The 18,022-nt window shown below is 70.9% G+C and carries 14 protein-coding genes and 1 tRNA gene; 8 read left to right on the top strand and 7 right to left on the bottom strand.

Translation table 11 applies throughout. The features are described from left to right. Window positions 1-527 precede the first annotated feature (527 nt). Both ACFYY2_RS20445 and ACFYY2_RS20450 read left to right on the top strand, forming a co-directional pair. Complete coding sequence (locus ACFYY2_RS20445) at window positions 528-2,477, top strand: SPFH domain-containing protein (RefSeq protein ID WP_388745082.1); 1,950 nt, start codon at window positions 528-530, stop codon at window positions 2,475-2,477. Between the two features lie 168 nt (window positions 2,478-2,645). Continuing rightward, a complete protein-coding gene (locus ACFYY2_RS20450) occupies window positions 2,646-3,236 on the top strand; it encodes a lytic polysaccharide monooxygenase (protein ID WP_388744813.1) in 591 nt (196 codons plus the stop codon). A 59-nt stretch (window positions 3,237-3,295) separates the two neighbouring features. On the opposite strand, the gene ACFYY2_RS20455 is transcribed toward ACFYY2_RS20450, so the two are convergent. Then, window positions 3,296-3,369, bottom strand: a tRNA-Lys gene (locus ACFYY2_RS20455). 231 nt (window positions 3,370-3,600) lie between these two features. Between ACFYY2_RS20455 and ACFYY2_RS20460 the strand changes: the two genes are divergently transcribed. The 6 genes from ACFYY2_RS20460 (at window position 3,601) to ACFYY2_RS20485 (ending at window position 12,691) form a co-directional block, all read left to right on the top strand. Continuing rightward, window positions 3,601-4,611, top strand: a complete 1,011-nt coding sequence (locus ACFYY2_RS20460) for a LacI family DNA-binding transcriptional regulator (protein WP_388744815.1) — start codon at window positions 3,601-3,603, stop codon at window positions 4,609-4,611. 168 nt (window positions 4,612-4,779) lie between these two features. Next, entirely contained in the window at window positions 4,780-6,144 is a 1,365-nt protein-coding gene (locus ACFYY2_RS20465; protein WP_388744817.1) for an extracellular solute-binding protein, read from the top strand. 2 nt (window positions 6,145-6,146) lie between these two features. Further along, on the top strand, window positions 6,147-7,127 hold the full coding sequence (locus tag ACFYY2_RS20470; protein WP_388745084.1) for a carbohydrate ABC transporter permease: 981 nt from the start codon (window positions 6,147-6,149) through the stop codon (window positions 7,125-7,127). Between the two features lie 14 nt (window positions 7,128-7,141). Beyond that, window positions 7,142-8,029 carry a carbohydrate ABC transporter permease gene (locus ACFYY2_RS20475; protein ID WP_388744819.1) on the top strand — a complete coding sequence of 296 codons (888 nt, stop codon included), beginning with the start codon at window positions 7,142-7,144 and terminating at the stop codon, window positions 8,027-8,029. 28 nt (window positions 8,030-8,057) lie between these two features. Continuing rightward, entirely contained in the window at window positions 8,058-11,003 is a 2,946-nt protein-coding gene (locus tag ACFYY2_RS20480) for a carbohydrate-binding protein (protein WP_388744821.1), read from the top strand. 71 nt (window positions 11,004-11,074) lie between these two features. Continuing rightward, a complete protein-coding gene (locus tag ACFYY2_RS20485; protein WP_388744823.1) occupies window positions 11,075-12,691 on the top strand; it encodes a glycoside hydrolase family 13 protein in 1,617 nt (538 codons plus the stop codon). Window positions 12,692-12,749: 58 nt separating this feature from the next. On the opposite strand, the gene ACFYY2_RS20490 is transcribed toward ACFYY2_RS20485, so the two are convergent. The 6 genes from ACFYY2_RS20490 to ACFYY2_RS20515 form a co-directional block, all read right to left on the bottom strand. Further along, complete coding sequence (locus ACFYY2_RS20490; RefSeq protein ID WP_388744825.1) at window positions 12,750-13,508, bottom strand: IclR family transcriptional regulator; 759 nt, start codon at window positions 13,506-13,508, stop codon at window positions 12,750-12,752. 176 nt (window positions 13,509-13,684) lie between these two features. Beyond that, on the bottom strand, window positions 13,685-14,539 hold the full coding sequence (gene ehuA / locus ACFYY2_RS20495; protein ID WP_388744827.1) for an ectoine/hydroxyectoine ABC transporter ATP-binding protein EhuA: 855 nt from the start codon (window positions 14,537-14,539) through the stop codon (window positions 13,685-13,687). After that, the gene (gene ehuD / locus ACFYY2_RS20500; RefSeq protein ID WP_388744829.1) at window positions 14,529-15,173 is read right to left on the bottom strand and encodes an ectoine/hydroxyectoine ABC transporter permease subunit EhuD; all 645 of its coding nucleotides are present in this window, start codon (window positions 15,171-15,173) and stop codon (window positions 14,529-14,531) included. The genes ehuA and ehuD overlap by 11 nt, the downstream gene beginning before the upstream one ends. Next, window positions 15,170-15,904, bottom strand: coding sequence for an ectoine/hydroxyectoine ABC transporter permease subunit EhuC (gene ehuC / locus ACFYY2_RS20505; RefSeq protein WP_388744831.1), 735 nt, complete (start codon window positions 15,902-15,904; stop codon window positions 15,170-15,172). The genes ehuD and ehuC overlap by 4 nt, the downstream gene beginning before the upstream one ends. 19 nt (window positions 15,905-15,923) lie before the next feature. Further along, entirely contained in the window at window positions 15,924-16,826 is a 903-nt protein-coding gene (gene ehuB / locus ACFYY2_RS20510; protein ID WP_388744833.1) for an ectoine/hydroxyectoine ABC transporter substrate-binding protein EhuB, read from the bottom strand. A 218-nt stretch (window positions 16,827-17,044) separates the two neighbouring features. Further along, window positions 17,045-18,004 (bottom strand): D-2-hydroxyacid dehydrogenase, encoded by a 960-nt coding sequence (locus ACFYY2_RS20515; protein WP_388744835.1) that lies wholly within the window; start codon window positions 18,002-18,004, stop codon window positions 17,045-17,047. Window positions 18,005-18,022: the final 18 nt, after the last annotated feature.

Consider the following 18,022-nt stretch of genomic DNA (forward strand, 5'->3'; position numbering starts at 1 on the left):
GATCCACGGAGAACGTACGGGGCGAGTGGGACGAGCTGGGAGAGAGGGGTCCACGGGCCGTCGTGCCCGGACCCGGCGCGGGTGACGCGGCGTCCGGCACGACGGACGGCGCCCGGCCTGCGGAGGACGGCGCGGGGGCCGACGGCCTGCCGGTCACGGGGGACGAGTCCTTCGGCGCGGCGGCAGCGGCGCAGGACTCCGCCCCCGCGTCGGCACCCGTGCCGGAACAGGTACGGGAGACGCAGGGCGCGCCGGACGTGCCGGACGTGCAGGACGTGCCGGACGTGCCGGAGTCCACCTGGGCCGGTACGGACCCGGGTGACGCCGGCTACACGGCGGTGGACATCGAGGACATCCCGGCCGACCTGGGCCCCGCACTGGACGCGGTGGCCGGGGTGGGCAGGGCGTCGGGCGGCGCCCCGCTCGACCTCGGGCCCGCGCTCGACCTCCTGCCGGCCACGGACGACGCGTACGCACGTGAGCCGGTCCGGGAGTACGCACGCGAGCCGGTCCGCGAGCCGGTACCGATGGCGAAGCCCGCGTGGGGCACCGGGCCGGTGCGGGCCCGTGCGGCAGACGCGGCGGACGAGCCGCCCGCGCGTCCGAAGCCGAGGTGGGGAGCGGTGGGGGAGCCGCTGCCCAGGTGGGGCGCGGCGCAGGTGGACGAGCCGAAGCCCGCCTGGGGGATCCGGCCTTCGCCGGACCCGGACCCGGACCCGGACCCGGACCCGGCGCCGATCCCGGACCCGGACCCGGTGTGCGAGGCCGGAGGCGCGCAGGATGCGGCCGAGGCGGTCGTGCCGGTTCTGGACGCGTCCCCGGTGGCGGATTCCGTCCCGGTGGTGGACGCGGTGCCGGTGATCGACCTCGGACCCGCGCCGGACCTCGGACCCGCGCCGGACCTCGGGCCCGCGCCGGACTTCGGTTCCGCGCCGGACTTCGGTTCCGCGCCGGACTTCGGGCCCGCGCTCGGCCGGGGTGCCGTCGACGACCTGGACGCCGTCGCCGTGGCGCGGGCCGAGCCTGTGCTCGACAAGGACCTGGGAGCCGGGCCGGTGACCCTCGCGGAGGCGGACGCCCTGGACGCCGCACCGTTGTCCGCCCCCGACGCGGTGACCCGCGAAGCCGCTCCGGCGGCGGAGGCCGCGCTGGAGCCTGCCGAGGCCGAGGCCGAGGTGGCGGACGCGGCGTCGGACGCCGACACGACCCTGCTGCCGGAGTACGCGCCCGCGCTCTCCACGGGCACGGCCCGGCCTCCCGAGGGCACGCACGTGTCGTCCGGTGACGCGGTCCCGCCGTCCGTGGGCGTGGCCCCGGCGCGCGAGGAGGCCCGCGCTCCGGTGACCATGACCGTCGGGGCCGCCGACCCCGTCGCCTGGTGGGGTGCCGGGCGCCGGCACCCCGTCATCAGTACCGAGACGACCGCGCCCATCCCCGTCCACCTGCTCTTCCGCGACGAGGACCACGGCGGCGGGTCCGGCGCGGGGGCCGGCACGCAGCGGGCCGGTGCACGGCGCCCCCCGATGCCGCGCTCGCCGCAGACGCGCAGGCCCGGCCGGCCCGCACCGCTCGCCGACCCCCGGCTCGCCGAGCGGCCCGGGCCCGCGCTGCCCGGCTGGGCGGCGCTGCTCACCGCCGCGGCCGGCACCGCAGCAGGACTCGCCGTGCTGTGGTGGCACGGCGCACTCCCGGCCGCCGTGCCCGGCCGGCTCGGGATCGGAGCGCGCCCGTACGCCGGTATGGGCACCGGGGCCTGGGCGCTGATCGCCCTGCTGGTGACTCTGGTGCTCCTCGCACTCGGGGGCCTCGGGCGGGGGCGGGTCGGGCACGCCTCGGTGCTGACGCTCTTCGGGGACTACCGGGGCACCGTACGGCGGACCGGACTCCTCTGGATCTCCCCGCTCCTGCTGCGGCGCCGCGTCGACGTACGCCTGCGGCACTGGCGCAGCGAGCCGCTGCCCGCCGTGGACGCGAGCGGCACCGCGCTGCGGGTCGTCGTCCTCGTCGTCTGGCGGGTGAAGGACACGGTGCGTGCCGCGCTCGGCGTCGCCGACCACGAGCGTTATCTGCGCGACCAGGTGGAGGCGGCGCTGGCGCGGGTGCTCTCGCAGCTCCCGGCCGACGCGTTCCACGAGGACACCCGCACCCTGCGTGACGCGGAGGCGGTGGGCGACGCGCTGACCCGTGTGCTGAGGGCGGACTGCGAGCCCGTGGGCGTCGAGGTGTACTCGGCCCAGCCGACCGGGATCGAGTACGCCCCCGAGGTCGCGGCCGCGATGCAGCGGTGCCGGGTGGCGGCCATCGACGCGAAGCACCGCGACGGCGTCCTCACCTCGGTCGTCGACGCGGTGGACGACACCGTCGGCCGGCTGACCGCCCGGGGCATCGTCGAACTGGACGCTTATGAACACAAGGCGCTGGTCAGGGATCTGACGGTGGCCTTCTACACCGGCCGCGGCGGCGGCGAGGGCGCCTGACCGCATCCGCGCGCTCCTCGATTCGCGCCCAAACCCGGCTCACATTGGTCTGGACATGTCCATGGCATGTCAATAATCTGGACTTGGTCTAGACCGCAAAAGTGATGCGCGCGGCACAGCTCGGATCATCCCCAGAACATCCCCCACGTTCTCGAGGAGCGACACAGCATGCGGAAAAGGGCAAGCGCGGCCGTCATCGGCCTGGCGATAGCGGGCGTCTCCATGCTCGCGACCGGCAGTGCGAGCAGCCACGGGTACACGGACACACCCATCAGCCGGCAGAAGCTCTGCGCCAACGGCACCGTCACCAACTGCGGCAACATCCAGTGGGAGCCGCAGAGCGTCGAAGGCCCCAAGGGCTTCCCGGCGGCAGGGCCGGCGGACGGCAAGATATGTTCCGGCGGGCTCGGCCAGTTCGCCCAGCTCGACGACCCGCGCGGTGGCGGCTGGCCCGCCACCAGGGTCACCTCCGGGCAGGGCTACAGCTTCCGCTGGCAGTTCACGGCCCGCCACTCCACGACCGACTTCCGGTACTACATCACCAAGAACGGCTGGGACCCCACCAAGCCGCTCACCAGGGCCGCCCTGGAATCGCAGCCCTTCATGACGGTGCCGTACGGGAACCAGCAGCCGCCGGCGACGCTGACCCACCAGGGATCCATGCCGACCCAGAAGTCCGGCAAGCACATCATCCTGGCGGTGTGGAACATCGCGGACACCGGCAACGCGTTCTACGCGTGCTCCGACGTGCAGTTCTGATCCGGTACGACGCACATTGGGCGGTCTCCTCGGAGGGAGACCGCCCAATGTGGTGTCTGTGCGCCGTCAGGGACTCGAACCCCGGACCCGCTGATTAAGAGTCAGCTGCTCTAACCAACTGAGCTAACGGCGCCGGCTGACTCGAAAATAATACCTGGCCGAAAGGGGTGCTGATGACACGCGCCCCCGGTCGCCTCGCCGATGGGCGTGAAGGAGCTCCCGGACCCCGCACCGGCTGGACCCACCTCCTCCGTGCCCCGTATCGACGCCTGCCCGGACCCCGTCGCGTCCCGCTTCGGCAAGTTCGTCGATTTTTTTCGTAAGTGATCTTCATTTTTGCGTAGCGCTTTGTAGGGTGAGCTCCGTGGCGAAACGACGACTCTCTCAAGTGGCCGAGTACGCGGGTGTCAGTGAGGCGACGGTCAGTCGCGTCCTGAACGGCAGCCCCGACGTGGCGAGCGCGACCCGCGAGGCGGTGCTCAGCGCGCTCGACGTGTGCGGGATCGAAAGGCCCCGCCGGTACCGGGCCGACCGGGCCGCCCTCATCGGCCTGGTGGTGCCCGACCTGCAGAATCCGATCTTCTCGGCCTTCGCCGAGGCGCTGTGCGGACTGCTGAACAAGCGCGGCCTCATACCCGTGCTGTGCACCAGGACCGCCGACGGCGTCTCCGAGGCGCACTACATCGAGATGCTGCTCCAGCAGAACATCGGCGGCATCGTCTTCATCGGGGCCAGCTACGCCGACGCGGGGCCGGAACACGGCCGTGCGCTGCGCGAACGCAGGATCCCGATGGTGCTGATCAACGCCGCCGACGAGAACCTCGGGGTCGCCCAGGTCCGCGTGGACGACGCGCTCGCCGCCGACCAGGCGCTGACCCACCTCGCGGCTCTGGGGCACGAGCGGATCGGCATGGTCCTCGGCCCGGTCGGGCACGTCCCGTCGGCCCGCAAGCTCGCCGGCTTCGCCGCCTTCTGTGCCCGCCGGGGCGTCGCCGCCGACGACTGGCGGCGCCTGGTGGTGCACGCGCTCTTCACCATGGAGGGGGGTGCCACCGCGCTGCCGCGCCTGCTGGCCGAAGGGGTCACAGGGATCGTTTGCGCCAGTGACGCGCTGGCGCTCGGGGCGGTCCGCGGCGCCCGTCGGCAGGGGGTGTCCGTGCCGCGGGACCTCTCCGTGGTGGGGTTCGACGACTCACCCTTCATGGTGGCCACGGACCCGCCGCTGACCACCGCGCGGCAGCCGATCCAGGCGATGGCCTCGGCGGTCGTGGCCTCGCTGGCGGCGCAGATCGAAGGCCATGCGGGCGCAAACGAACTCATGATGTTCGACACCGAGCTGATCGTCCGCGGCTCCACCGCCGCGCGGCCGGTCTGAGGGGTGCCGGGGGCCGGCCGTGTTTCTTGCGCAAGCCGTGGAGATTACTTTCTTGCGTTGATGCATTGACTTCTTGCGTAACCGGCTTCTACCTTCAGCGCAGCTCAGTGCTCGGGGTCCGACAGCCCCGCAGCGGACCCCGAGGAAGGCGCGAATCCCATGGTTGGCATGCCAGGCATCAGCAGACGTCAGGTTCTCGGCTCGGCGACGGCCGCCGCCCTCGCCCTCGCGCTCACGGCGTGCGGCGGCTCCGGCTCCTCGCCCTCCGGCGTGGACAAGGACGGGGTGGTCACGATCAGCGTGAACGGCATGCCCGCCAAGACGCAGGCCGTCGACCGCAAGAACTTCATGGAGGACGTCGCGGCCTTCGAGAAGAGCCACCCGAAGATCAGGATCGACGCCCGTGAGGGCCAGATGGATCCGAAGACCTTCGCGGCCAAGCTCGCGGGCGGCCAGCTGGAGGACGTCTACTACGTCTATTTCACCGACCCGGCCGGGCTGATCCAGCGCCGCCAGGCGGCCGACATCAGCGAGTACGTAGGTGACGTGCCGTACTTCGGAGACATCGACCCGGCGCTGATGAAGGTCTTCAAGGACGCCGAGGGCAAGACGTACGGCCTGCCCACCGGCAACTACTCGATGGGCCTGCTCTACAACCGCGAGCTGTTCACCAAGGCCGGACTCGACCCCGACAAGCCGCCGGCCACCTGGGAGGACGTGCGCACCGCGGCGAAGAGGATCAGCGCGCTCGGTGACGGCACGGTCGGATACGCCGACTACAGCAAGAACAACCAGGGCGGCTGGCACCTCACCTCGTGGATCTACTCCATGGGCGGGGAGGTGGCCAAGGAGCAGGACGGCCGCTGGAAGGCCGCCTTCGACAGCGAGGCCGGCCGCAAGGCGCTCGACGCCCTGCACGACATGCGCTGGACGGACAGGAGCATGGGCACCCGCCAGCTCCTGGAGATAGCCGACGTCCAGAAGATGATGGGTTCCGGCAAGCTGGGGATGTACATGGCGGGACCCGACAACATCCCCACGATCGTGAAGCAGTTCGAGCGCGAGTACGAGGAGTACGGCCTGGCCGCGCTGCCCGGCACCGCGACCCTCGGTGGCGGCGACGGATTCATGTTCAACCCGAAGGCCTCACCGGAGAAGATCAAGGCCGGGCTGACCTGGGTCCAGTGGAAGTACCTGCGCAGCCCCGAGCGCGAAGCGGTCGACAGCAAGAGGTCCAAGGAGACGGGCGTGCCGATCGGGCTGCCGCAGCCCCGGCTGTTCGCCGGCGAGGCGCAGGCCGAGATCGACCGGATCCACGACCAGTACGCCAACACCCCGGTCGAGAACTACCGGCCGTTCATCGAGCGGAACGCCCAGGTGGAGACCAAGGTCGAGCCGCCCAACGCCCAGCAGCTCTACACGATCCTCGACGGAGTCATGCAGTCGGTGCTGACCAAGGAGGACGCGGACATCGACGCGCTGCTGGCCGAGGCCGCGAAGAAGGCCGACGTCGTTCTCGCCTCGGTGAAGTGACGATGTCCGCCCAGCCGCTCTCCGCCGCCGCGGAGAAGACCACGGAAGAAGGTCCCCCGCCTTCGCCCCGGCCCCCGGCCGGGACGCGGGCGGAGGCCGGGGCCGGAAGCTCCCGGCTCCGCCGGGCCGTCCGCGAGACCCTGGTCGCATACCTCTTCCTGGCCGCCGGGGTGCTGTGCTTCGCGCTCTTCTCCTGGTACCCGATCGTGCGCGGCTTCCTGCTCGGCTTCCAGCAGGTCACCTTCGCCGAACCCGCCCGCTGGGTGGGCCTGGACAACTTCCGGCGGCTGTTCGACGACCCGCTGTTCCTGACCGCCTGGCAGAACACCGGCTACTTCACCCTGCTCGCCCTGGTCCTCGGATTCGCGGCACCCTTCGCCACCGCGGTCGTCCTGAACGAACTGCGGCACGGGCGGCCGTATCTGCGCATGACCGTCTACCTGCCGGTCATGCTGCCCCCCATCGTCACCATGCTGCTCTGGCGGGGCTTCTACGATCCAGGCCCGGGCCTGTTCAACAACGCGCTGGAGGTCCTCCAGCTGCCGGCCCAGCAGTGGCTGGAGTCGGAGAACCTCGCCATGGTCTCGCTGGTCCTCGTCTCGACGTGGGCCAACATGGGCACCACCACCCTGATCTACCTGGCGGCGCTCGGCGGAATCCCCGGAGAGCTGTACGAGGCCGCCGAGCTGGACGGTGCGTCGATCCGGCAGCGGCTGTGGCACGTCACGATCCCGCAGATGCGGTTCATCCTGATGATCACCCTGCTGCTCCAGGTCATCGGCACCATGCAGGTCTTCGTCGAACCCTTCGTCCTCACCGGCGGCGGGCCCGACGACGCCACCGTCACCGTGCTCCTGCTCCTCTACCGCTACGCCTTCGTCTACAACGACTTCGGCCTGGCCAGCGCCATGAGCACGCTGCTCTTCGCCGTGCTCGGCCTCTTCTCCGTCGTCTATCTGCGCCTCACCCGGAGCAAGGGCTGAGAGGGAGTACCGCCATGGCTGCCGAAACCCCCGCACGCACACTGATCGCTCCCGCCGAGATGAACCGGCGCACCGGGCGGTTCCTCTACCGCTTCGTCCTCGCGGCGACCCTGACCGGCTTCACCGTCGCCTTCGTCTTCCCCCTCTACTGGATGACGTCGGGCGCGCTGAAGTCCTCCTCCGAGCTGGCCGACCCGAACCCCACCCTGTTCCCGGAGAGCTGGCACCCGGAGAGCTACACCGACGCCTGGACGAACGTCGGGCTCGGCCACTTCTTCCTCAACACGCTGGTGCTCGCTCTCGGCGCCTGGCTGACGCAGCTGCTGGTGGACGTGTCCGCCGCCTACGCCCTGTCGAAGCTCCGGCCGGTGCTCGGCAACGTCGTCCTGGGCATGATGCTGGCGACGCTGATGCTGCCGGTGTCGGCGCTGCTCGTGCCGACGTACCTGGCCGTGGTCGACGTGCCGCTCTTCCACGTCAACCTGATCAACACCCCGTTCGCGATCTGGCTGCCCGCCGCGGCCAACGCCTTCAACATCTTCATCCTCAAGCGGTTCTTCGACCAGATACCCGCCGAACTCCTGGACTCCGCACGGATCGACGGAGCGGGCACGCTCAGGGTCCTGGTGTCCGTGGTCCTGCCGCTTTCCCGCCCGGTGCTCGCCGTCGTGTCGATCTTCGCGGTCGTCGGAGTCTGGAAGGACTTCCTCTGGCCCATGCTCGTCCTCCCCGACGAGGCGAAGCAGCCGATCACCGTCGCGCTCAACCGGCTCTCCGAGTTCATGCCGGCCAACCAGTTGCTGGCCGGGATGGTCATGGCGAGCATCCCCCTGCTCGTCCTCTTCCTGATCTTCCAGCGCCACATCATCGCGGGTCTCACCGCGGGCAGCCTCAAGGGCTGACCCGCCCCCAAGGGAAGGACACACTGCCGTGTCTCCTGTACCAGGAAAGCGCTCCCGGGCCGCCGTCCGGCTCACGTTCCCCGTCCTCGCGTCCCTGCTCGGCGCCCTGCTCTGCGGGGCGGGGGCCGCCCAGGCGGCCACCGTCACCGTGGAGGCCGAGTCGTCCCAGCTGTCCGGGGGCGCCGCCGTCTCCACCGAGCACAGCGGCTACACCGGATCCGGTTTCGTCGGCGGCTTCACCGACGCCCACAAGGGCGCCGCCTCCGTGTCCTTCGGCGTGACCGCCCCGGCCGCCGGCGCCGGTTCCGTGACGCTGCGGTACGCCAACGGCACCGGCGCCACGATGACGCTGAGCCTGTACGTCAACGGGGCCAAGGTCCGTCAGGTCAGCCTGCCGCCCACGGCGAACTGGGACACCTGGGCCACGCAACGCGAGACGGTCACCTACGCCAAGGGCGCCAACACCGTCGCCTGGACGTTCACCAGCGCCGACAGCGGCAACGTCAACATCGACAACAGCACCGCCGACACATCGGCGGGCACGGGCGACCCGACCCCGGCCGGTGCCCTGGAGGCGGAGTCCGCGCAGCTCTCGGGCGGCGCCGCCGTCGCCGCCGACCACACGGGCTTCACCGGCACGGGCTTCGCGGGCGGCCTCACCGACGCCAACAAGGGCTCCGCCTCCGTCGCCTTCGGCGTGAACTCCGCCGAAGCCGGCGCCGGTTCCGTGACGCTGCGGTACGCCAACGGCACCGGCGCCACGATGACGCTGAGCCTGTACGTCAACGGGGCCAAGGTCCGTCAGGTCAGCCTGCCGCCCACCGCGAACTGGGACACCTGGGCCACACGGGAGGAGGCGGTGACGTACGCCAAGGGGGCCAACACCGTCGCCTGGACGTTCACCAGCGCCGACAGCGGCAACGTCAACATCGACAGCCTCACCCCGGCCACACCCACCACGCCGACCGACCCCGGCGGCCCCACCACCCTGACCCACCAGGCCGAGGACGCCTTCGCCTCCGGCGGACCGGCGAAGGCCACCGCCGTCACCGGCTACGAGGGCGGCGGCTACCTCTCCGGCTTCACCGCCACCGGGGCCCGCGCCGTATTCGCGGTCAACGCACCCGGCGCCGCGACGTACCCGGTGACCGTGCGCTACCGCACCCCAGACGCCACCGCGTCGACCGTCACCCTGCTGGCCAACGGCACCACCGTCCGGCGGCTGACGCTGCCCGGCACCGGGGGTGCCTGGAAGAGCGCCGCCACCGACGCGCCCCTGCGCGCCGCGCTCAACCACCTCACCCTGCGGACCGCCTCCGGGGACAACGGCACCCTCCAGCTCGACGGCATCGGGGTCACCGGCTCCACGCCCAGCAGCACCCGGGGCGCGACCATGCCGTACACGGCCTACGAGGCGGAGAGCGGCAGCACGAACGCCGGCACGACCGGCCCCGACCGCACCTACCTGACCGTGCCGTCCGAGGCGTCGGGCCGCAAGGCCGTCGTCCTGGACGCCACCGGCGAGTACGTGCAGTTCACGCTGACCAAGCCCGCCAACGCCCTGACCCTGCGCTACTCCGTCCCGGACAACGCGGCGGGCACCGGCATCGACACCACCCTCAGCGTCTACGCCGACGGCACCCAGCTCCGGGACCTGCCCCTCACCTCCAAGTACAGCTGGGTCTACGGCGGCTACCCCTACACCAACAACCCGTCCCAGAGCTCCGGCCACCACTTCTTCGACGAGACCAGGACGCTGCTCACCGGCACGCTCCCGGCGGGCACCGTGCTGAAGTTCCAGAAGGACGCGGGCGACACCGCCGCCTCCTACACCCTGGACCTCGTCGAGACCGAGGCCGCGCCCGCCGCGCTCACCATGCCGTCCACCGGCTTCGTCTCCGCTACCACGCTCGGCGTCACCCCGAACGACTCCGGCGACGACACCAACGCCCTGAACACGGCGCTGAGCACGGCCACGTCCCAGGGCAAGGGTCTCTGGCTGCCCGCCGGTACGTACGACATCTCCGGGCACGTCGACCTCGCCGGCGCCGACCTGCGCGGCGCGGGCCAGTGGCACACCGTGCTGCGCGGCAGGAACGGCAAGGGCGGGCTCTTCGGACGCGGCGGCACCAGCAACGTCCAGGACCTGATGATCGCCGGTGACGTCTCCTACCGTGACGACGCCAACTTCGACGCGGCGATCGAGGGCGACTTCGGCAACGGGTCCACCCTGACGAACATCTGGATCCAGCACACCAAGGTCGGACTCTGGATCGACGCCCCGACCAACGGTCTGTACGCCTCGGGTCTCCGCATCCGCGACACCTTCGCGGACGGCGTCAACCTCCACAAGGGCACCAGGGCGACCGAAGTCTCGCAGAGCAGCGTCCGCAACACCGGTGACGACGGACTCGCGATGTTCTCCGAGGCCCAGGCCGTCACCGACAGCGCGTTCCGCTTCAACACCGTGCAGCTCCCGATGCTCGCCAACACCGTCGGCATCTACGGCGGCCACGGCAACCGGGTCGAGGACAACATCCTGGCCGACACGGTCACCGGCTCCTCCGGTATCGCCATCAGCAGCCGCTTCGCACCGGTGCCCTTCAGCGGGACGACGTCCGTGCAGCGCAACACCCTTACCCGCACAGGCGGTTACGAACCCAACTGGCAGAGCAAGCTCGGCGCCCTCTGGATCTACGCCGACTCCTCCGACATCACCGCGCCCGTCCTGGTCAAGGACAACGAGATCCTCGACAGCACCTACAGCGGGCTGCTGGTCTCGTGGCAGAAGAACGTCAGCGCGCTCACCGTCGACGGACTCAGGATCGACAAGGCCGGTTCGTACGGCATCGAGATCAACTCCGCGGGAGCGGGAACCTTCTCCCGCGTGACCGTGAACGGCGCGGTCGCCGGCGGACTCTCCAGTGCGGGTGGTTTCACGATCACCCGGGGCGCCGGCAACACCGGCTGGTAGCCCGACCGGTGCGGGCCCGCCCCTGACCTGCGGGCCCGCACCACCTCATATATACCGAGCAAGGAGTCTCAGTGACCACCCACTGGTGGCGGCACGCCGCGATCTACCAGATCTACGTACGCAGTTTCGCGGACGGCGACGGAGACGGCACCGGCGACCTCGCCGGCGTCCGCAGCCGCCTCCCCTACCTGCGCGAGCTCGGCGTGGACGCCCTGTGGTTCACCCCCTGGTACACCTCGCCGATGGCCGACGGAGGCTACGACGTCGCGGACTACCGTGACATCGACCCGCGTTTCGGCACCCTCGCCGAAGCCGAACTGCTCATCACCGAGGCCCACGGGCACGGCCTGCGCGTCATCGTCGACCTCGTGCCCAACCACTGCTCCGACCAGCACGCCTGGTTCAGGGCCGCGCTCGCCGCCGGCCCCGGATCGCCGGAGCGCGAGCGCTTCTGGTTCGTCCCGGGCCGCGGCGCGGACGGCGAACTCCCGCCCAACGACTGGACCTCCTACTTCGGCGGCAGCGCGTGGACGCGGGTTACCGAGGCGGACGGCAGCCCGGGCCCCTGGTACCTCCACATGTTCGCCCCCGAACAGCCGGACCTGAACTGGGAGCACCCCGAGGTACGTGCCGAGTTCGAGGACATCCTGCGCTTCTGGCTGGACCGGGGCGTCGACGGCTTCCGCATCGATGTCGCCCACGGTCTGGCGAAGAAGCCCGGCCTGCCCGACGTCGGAGCGGACCCGGACGTCACGGACCTGCCCTACCAGGACTGCGACGCGGTCCACGACATCTACCGCTCCTGGCGCAAGATCCTCGACACCTACGACGGCGAGCGCACCTTCGTCGGCGAGGTCTGGCTGCCCACCCCCGAGCAGTCGGCGCGCTACCTCCGGCCCGACGAGCTCCACTCGGCGTTCAACTTCGAGTTCCTGTGCTGCGCGTGGGACGCGGACGCACTCCGCCGGGTCGTCGAGGAGACCTTCGCCGGCCTCGCACCGGTGGGAGCGCCGCCCACCTGGGTCCTGTCCAACCACGACACGATCAGGCACGTCACGCGCTACGGCCGCGCGGACACCTCGTTCGACATGGGCGACAAGCGGCTGCTCGACCCGAGCGACCCGGTGCTCGGCCGCCGCCGGGCCAGGGCGGCCGCGCTGCTGACCCTCTCCCTGCCCGGTGGGGTCTACGTCTACCAGGGGGACGAACTGGGCCTCCCCGAGGTGCAGGACCTGCCCGACGAACTGCTCCAGGACCCCACCTACGTGCGCTCGGGAGGTACGGACCGGGGCCGCGACGGCTGCCGGGTGCCGTTGCCGTGGGGCGGTCCCGGCACGTCGCTCGGCTTCTCGCCGGACGGGGCCGCACCCTCCTGGCTGCCGCAGCCGGCGTCCTGGTCCGGGCTGAGCGTGGCGGCGCAGCAGGACGATCCGGAGTCCGTCCTGAGCCTCTACCGCGCCGCGCTCTCGCTGCGCCGGGCACGTCTGGTCCCCCTGCCGGAGACGCTGACCTGGGTGGACGCCGGGCCCGGGACGGTGTGCTTCGACCGGCAGGACGGCTTCCGCTGCCTGCTCAACGCGTCCTCCGCGGCGGTCGAGCTGCCCGACGGCGCGCGGGTCCTGCTCGCCAGCGGCCCGCTTGAAGACGGCGCCGTACCGCCGGACACGACGGTGTGGCTCTCGCTCTGACCGTGCGGGCACGGGGGGTGTTCCGGGTGTCCGGAGAACCTCCGTGTCCGGGTTCAGTTCAGAGGGCGAGCGACAGGAGCACGGGCGCCGCGCGCCGGTTCAGCGTGGCCGCGGCGGCCCGCAGCCGGTGCGCGTGCTCGATCGGGAGCGACAGCGCCAGGCACCCGGCCGACGAACCCGCCGTCAGGGGGACCGCCGCGCAGACGGTGCCCACGGCGTACTCCTGCAGGTCGAGGACGGGCACCGTCGCCGGCTGGCTGTCCAGCTTGGAGAAGAGCACCTTCTCGCTGGTGATGGTCCGGGACGTCAGCCGCGCGATCCGGTGCCGCGACAGGTGGTCGCGCCGGCCGTTCTGGTCGAGCTGCGTCAGCAGGCACTTGCCGATCGCGCTCGCGTGCGCCGCCGAGCGGAAGTCCACCCACTCGTTGACGGCGGGAGTGCGCGGACCGTCCGCCATCTGCGTCACGCGGATCTCGCCGTCGACGTACCGGCTGACGTAGACGGCCGCGCCGACCGAGTCCCGGAGCTGCACCAGGGTCTGCTGGAGCTTCGCCTCCAGGGCCTGCCGGCGGGCCGTGCCGGAGCCGAGTTCCAGCAGTGAGGGTCCGATGACGTACGCGCCGTCGGTGACCTGCTCGACGTACCCCTCGCGGCGCAGGGTCAGCAGGAGGGGCGCGAGGTGCCCGGCCGGCAGTCCGGTCTCGCGGGAGAGCTGGGCGCCGGTCACGCCGTCACCGTGCGTGGACACCGATTCGAGCACACGCAGCGCGTACTGCACCGAATGGAAGGCTGCCTTCGGCTCCGGCTTCAACGCCACGGGGTCCCCCTCAGGTCCTCTGCCAGGTCGTGACCGCAAGCTCGCGTCTCACGATAGTCGCCAAGAGGGCTGTTCGGAGAGGGTGTTGACGACTAATTGGCGCGCGCCGACGCCGTCAGCTGGGGCGCACGCCGGAGGCATATGCCAGCGTCACGCGCACCGCGCCAATGGCAAGGTCACAGGACCGCGTTCAGGAATTCGCGTGTACGTTCGTGCTCCGGATCGGAGAAGATTTTTTCCGGCGAACCGGACTCCACGACCTTCCCGGCGTCGAACATCAGGACCTTCTCCGAAACGTCCCGGGCGAAGTTCATCTCGTGGGTCACACAGAGCATCGTGATGTTGGTGTTCCTGGCGATGTCGACCAGCAGCCCCAGCACACCGGCCACCAGCTCGGGATCGAGCGCGGACGTCACCTCGTCGAGCAGCAGGACCTCGGGCCGCATCGCGAGCGCCCTGGCGATGGCCACACGCTGCTGCTGTCCGCCCGACAGCTGCGAGGGGTGGGCGTCGGTCTTCCCGGCGAGTCCCACCAGGTCGAGCAGCTCCCGGGCCCGGGTCTCCGCCTCGTCCTTGTCCATGCCGAGGACGTTGACCGGCGCCTCGGTGATGTTCTGGAGGACCTTCATGTTCGGGAAGAGGTTGAACTGCTGGAAGACCATCCCGATCTTCTTCCGGGACACGCGCAGATCCTTCTCGCCCGCGGGCTTCAGCGCGCCGGAGGGCGTACGCACGTGGGACAGCGGCGAGCCGTCGACCCAGATCACGCCGTCGCTGACCCGCTCCAGGGTCATCAGCAGCCGCAGGATCGTGGTCTTCCCCGAACCGCTCGGCCCGATCAGCGTGACGTGCTCGCCGCGCCGGACGGTGAAGTCCAGCTCGTCCAGGACGACGTGGTCGCCGTAACGCTTGACGACCCGGTCGAAGCGGACCAGGGGTTCCGCGGCGGTCGTCCCGGTGGCCGGAGCCACGTCCGCGGATTCCCCGATGGGCTCCGCCGGATCCTTGATGGGTGCGGATTCAGTGGCCAAGGCGCTTCTCCAGCTTTCTCATCAGCAGCGAGGTCGGGTAGCTCGCGACCAGGAAGATCAGGCCCGCGAGCGTCCACGCCTCGGTGTAGGCGAAGTGGTCGGCCCCGTACTTCCGGGCCTCGAAGACCATCTCCTGCACCGTGATCACGGCCAGGAAAGGGGTCTCCTTGAACATCGAGACGGCGTAGTTGCCGAGGGCGGGCAGCACGTTGCGCACGGCCTGCGGCAGGATCACCGCCTGCCAGGTGCGCCGGGGTGACATGGAGAGGGCCCGGCAGGCCTCCCACTGGCCCTTGGGCACGCCGTCGATCCCGGCCCTGTAGACCTCCGAGGTGTACGCGGCGTAGTGGACGCCCAGGACGGCGATGCCGACGGTGAGCGGCTCCACGGAGGTGAAGACCGCCGCCGCGCCGACCAGTTGCACCAGCAGCGGGGTCGAGCGGACGAACTCCATCACGGTCCTCACCGGCACCGTGACGAGCCGCGAGGCGGCCCGCCCGGCCACCGCGATCGCGAGTCCGAGCACCGCCGCCACCAGCGTGCCGAGCACGGTCGCGAGCAGGGTGACCCGGAAGCCTTCGAGCAGCAGGGGGAGGGCCTCACGGGCGGCCTCCCAGTCGAATGTCCGGTTCACCGGGTCCCTCCGGCCGTCGTGACGGGTTCGGCGCTGCGGGTCCCGAACACACCTGCCGCGCCGGTGTGCAGGCCGAGTCGCCGCTTGGCGGTCCGTTCCAGCAGGTTCATCAGCAGTGTCAGCGCGTAGGCGAGCACGAAGTAGGCGGCCAGCAGCAGGAGGTAGGCGGTGAGGCTCTCACCGGTCAGGCTGCGGACGTGCTCGATCGCCGTCATCAGATCGGCCGCCGAGAGCAGCCACAGCAGGGGTGTGGCCTTCAGCAGCTGGATCAGCAGGTTGGTGAAGGAGGGGATCATCTGCACCCAGGCCTGGGGCAGGATCACCTTCCGCATCCGGTGGAAGGGCGTCATGTTCAGTGCCACGGCCGCCTCGTACTGGGCACGCGGCACGGAGTTGACCGCACCGCGCACGACCTCCGAGCCGTAGGCGCCGAAGTTCAGGCCGAAGGCCACCACCCCGCAGAGCAGCGGCGTCAGTTCGTAACCCGTCAGCTGCGGCATCGCGTAGTAGAACCAGAACAGCTGGACGTAGAGCGAGGTGCCGCGGAAGAACTCCACGACGGTCCGGGAGGCCCCGCGCACCGGCAGCAGCCGGCTGCCGGCCGCCAGGCCGAGGACGAACGACAGCGTCAGCGCGAGGAGCGAGCCGAGGACGGTCGCCTCCAGCGTCACCCGCAGGCCCGATCCGATCTGCGGGAGTTCGTCGAGGAAGGTGGAGAAGAAGTCGCTCATGCGGTGCGCTCCGCCTCCGTCAGCCCTTGCACAGGTCGGCGGTCTTCAGCGTGGCCGGCGGGACCTCGGTCGGCCCGAAACCGTAGTCCCGCAGCAGGCTCACATAGCGCGACCGGTCCGAGACGATCTTCTTCAGCTCGCGGTTGAAGGAGTCCCGCAGGTCCTCGTTGCCCTGGCGGAACACCGCGCCGCCCGGGGAGAACTGCTGCTCGCCGTCCAGTTCCGGCACGAAGGGCTCGGTGACCTCGGTGTCCGGGTTGGTCTTCGCCAGCCAGCGCAGCGAGATGCCGGTGAGCAGGAAGGCGTCGACCCGGCCGCCCTTCACGGCGTCCGCCCCGTCCTGCGGCTTCTGCAGCGTCTTGATCCTGCCCTCGGGAATGCCCGCGCCCTTGGCGTACGACGCCTCGACCGCCCCCGACATCACGCCGACTGTGACCCCGGCCGCCTTCGCGGACGCCAGGTCGGTCAGCTTGCGCGGGTTGCCCTTCTTCACCATCAGGGCGGTCGGGGAGATGAACTCCGGCTCGGAGAACAGCGCGTTGGCGCAGCGCTCGGGGGTGATGGCCATGCCCGCGCTGACCACGTCGTACTTCCCGGCCTGCAGACCGGGGATCAGTCCGTCCCACTCGGAGAGCGTGGGCCTCAGCTCGTCGACGCCGAGCGCCTTGAATATCTCCCGGTGCAGGGTGGGCGCCTCGCCCTTGAGCTGCTTGCCCTCCATGTAGCCGTAAGGGGCCTCGTTGGCGTACGCGACGCGGACGAAGCCCTGCTCGCGGAGCTTGTCCAGGGCGCCCTCGCCGTCCGCGGCGCCGGCGTCGGTTTTGCTGCATGCGGAGAGCAGACCCGGGACGACGAGCAGACCTCCCACGGCCGCGGTTCGGTTGAGGAAGCCCCGGCGGGACAGGTGAGGGAAGTCAGCCATGGTTCGCGGTCTCCTGATGAAATCGGGGTGTGACACGTTCCGGACAGGCTGAGCACCTGCCCGGAACGGGACTTCTATGCAGGAAGCACCGCCATGTGATCGAACGGTGGCCGGAGGGAGACCTTCCCGTGTCCCTCCGGGGGCGGAGGGCGACGACCGGTGCGCGGGACGTATCGGCCCCGGCCGGTACGTTCATGACTGGTCGTCATGCCGGAATGTCAGAGCGGGATGTCCGGGGAGGGGACGTAACCACGCCGTATGTCCACCACGTTGGGCAGCGGGTCACCCGATGCCCAACGCTCGTACATCGAAACGAACTGCTCGCCCAGCCGGTCGCGCCAGCCGGCGGTGTCGCCGCTCATGTGCGGGGACACCAGCAGGCCCGGCACGTCCCAGAGGGGGCTCGTGGGGTCCAGCGGCTCCTCCTGGAACACGTCGAGCGCGGCGCCCGCGATCCACCGCCGGCGGAGCGCCTCGGCGAGGTCGTCCTCGACGGTCAGCTGTCCCCGGCCCACGTTCACGAAGTGGGCCGAGGGCTGGAGCAGACCGAAGAACCGGGCGTCGAACATCCCGCGCGTCGCGTCCGTCAGGGGAGCGGCCGAGATCACCCAGTCCGCACCGGCGGCCAGCCGGTCCAGGTCCTCGGCCCCGTGGATCGACCGCCGGGCCGTGCGCCCCACGAGTGCCACCCGGACGCCGAGGCCGTGCAGGAGCCGCATGATCTCCCGGCCGACGGGGCCCGCGCCGACGACGACCGCGCGGCTGCCCGCGAGCCGGCGGGTCTCGCGGTGGCGCCACCGGTGTTCGCGCTGCAGCGCGAGTGTGCCGGGCAGGTCCTTCGCGAACGCGAGCACCAGGCCGGCGACGTATTCGGCGATCGGCAGCTCGAAGACGCCCCGGGCGTTGGTGACGACGGTGGACGACGCGGCCAGCTCCGGGCACAGCAGCCGGTCCACCCCCGCACTCGCCGTGTGCACCCAGCCGGGGCGGGGCCCGTCGCCCGGCCACGCCTCGCGGACGGCGTCGGAGGTGAAGTCCCAGACGAGCAGCACATCGGCCTCGGGCAGTTGTGCGGCGAGGGTCCGCGCGTCGGCGTACCGGACGCGGGCGCGGCCGGTCAGCCGGCCCAGGCGCGGTGGCGGGTCGGCCTCCAGGACGAGGATCACGGGAGTGTTCATCAGGAATGACCACGCTCG

Source organism: Streptomyces sp. NPDC001822, assembly GCF_042892135.1.
Classification (GTDB): Bacteria; Actinomycetota; Actinomycetes; order Streptomycetales; family Streptomycetaceae; genus Streptomyces.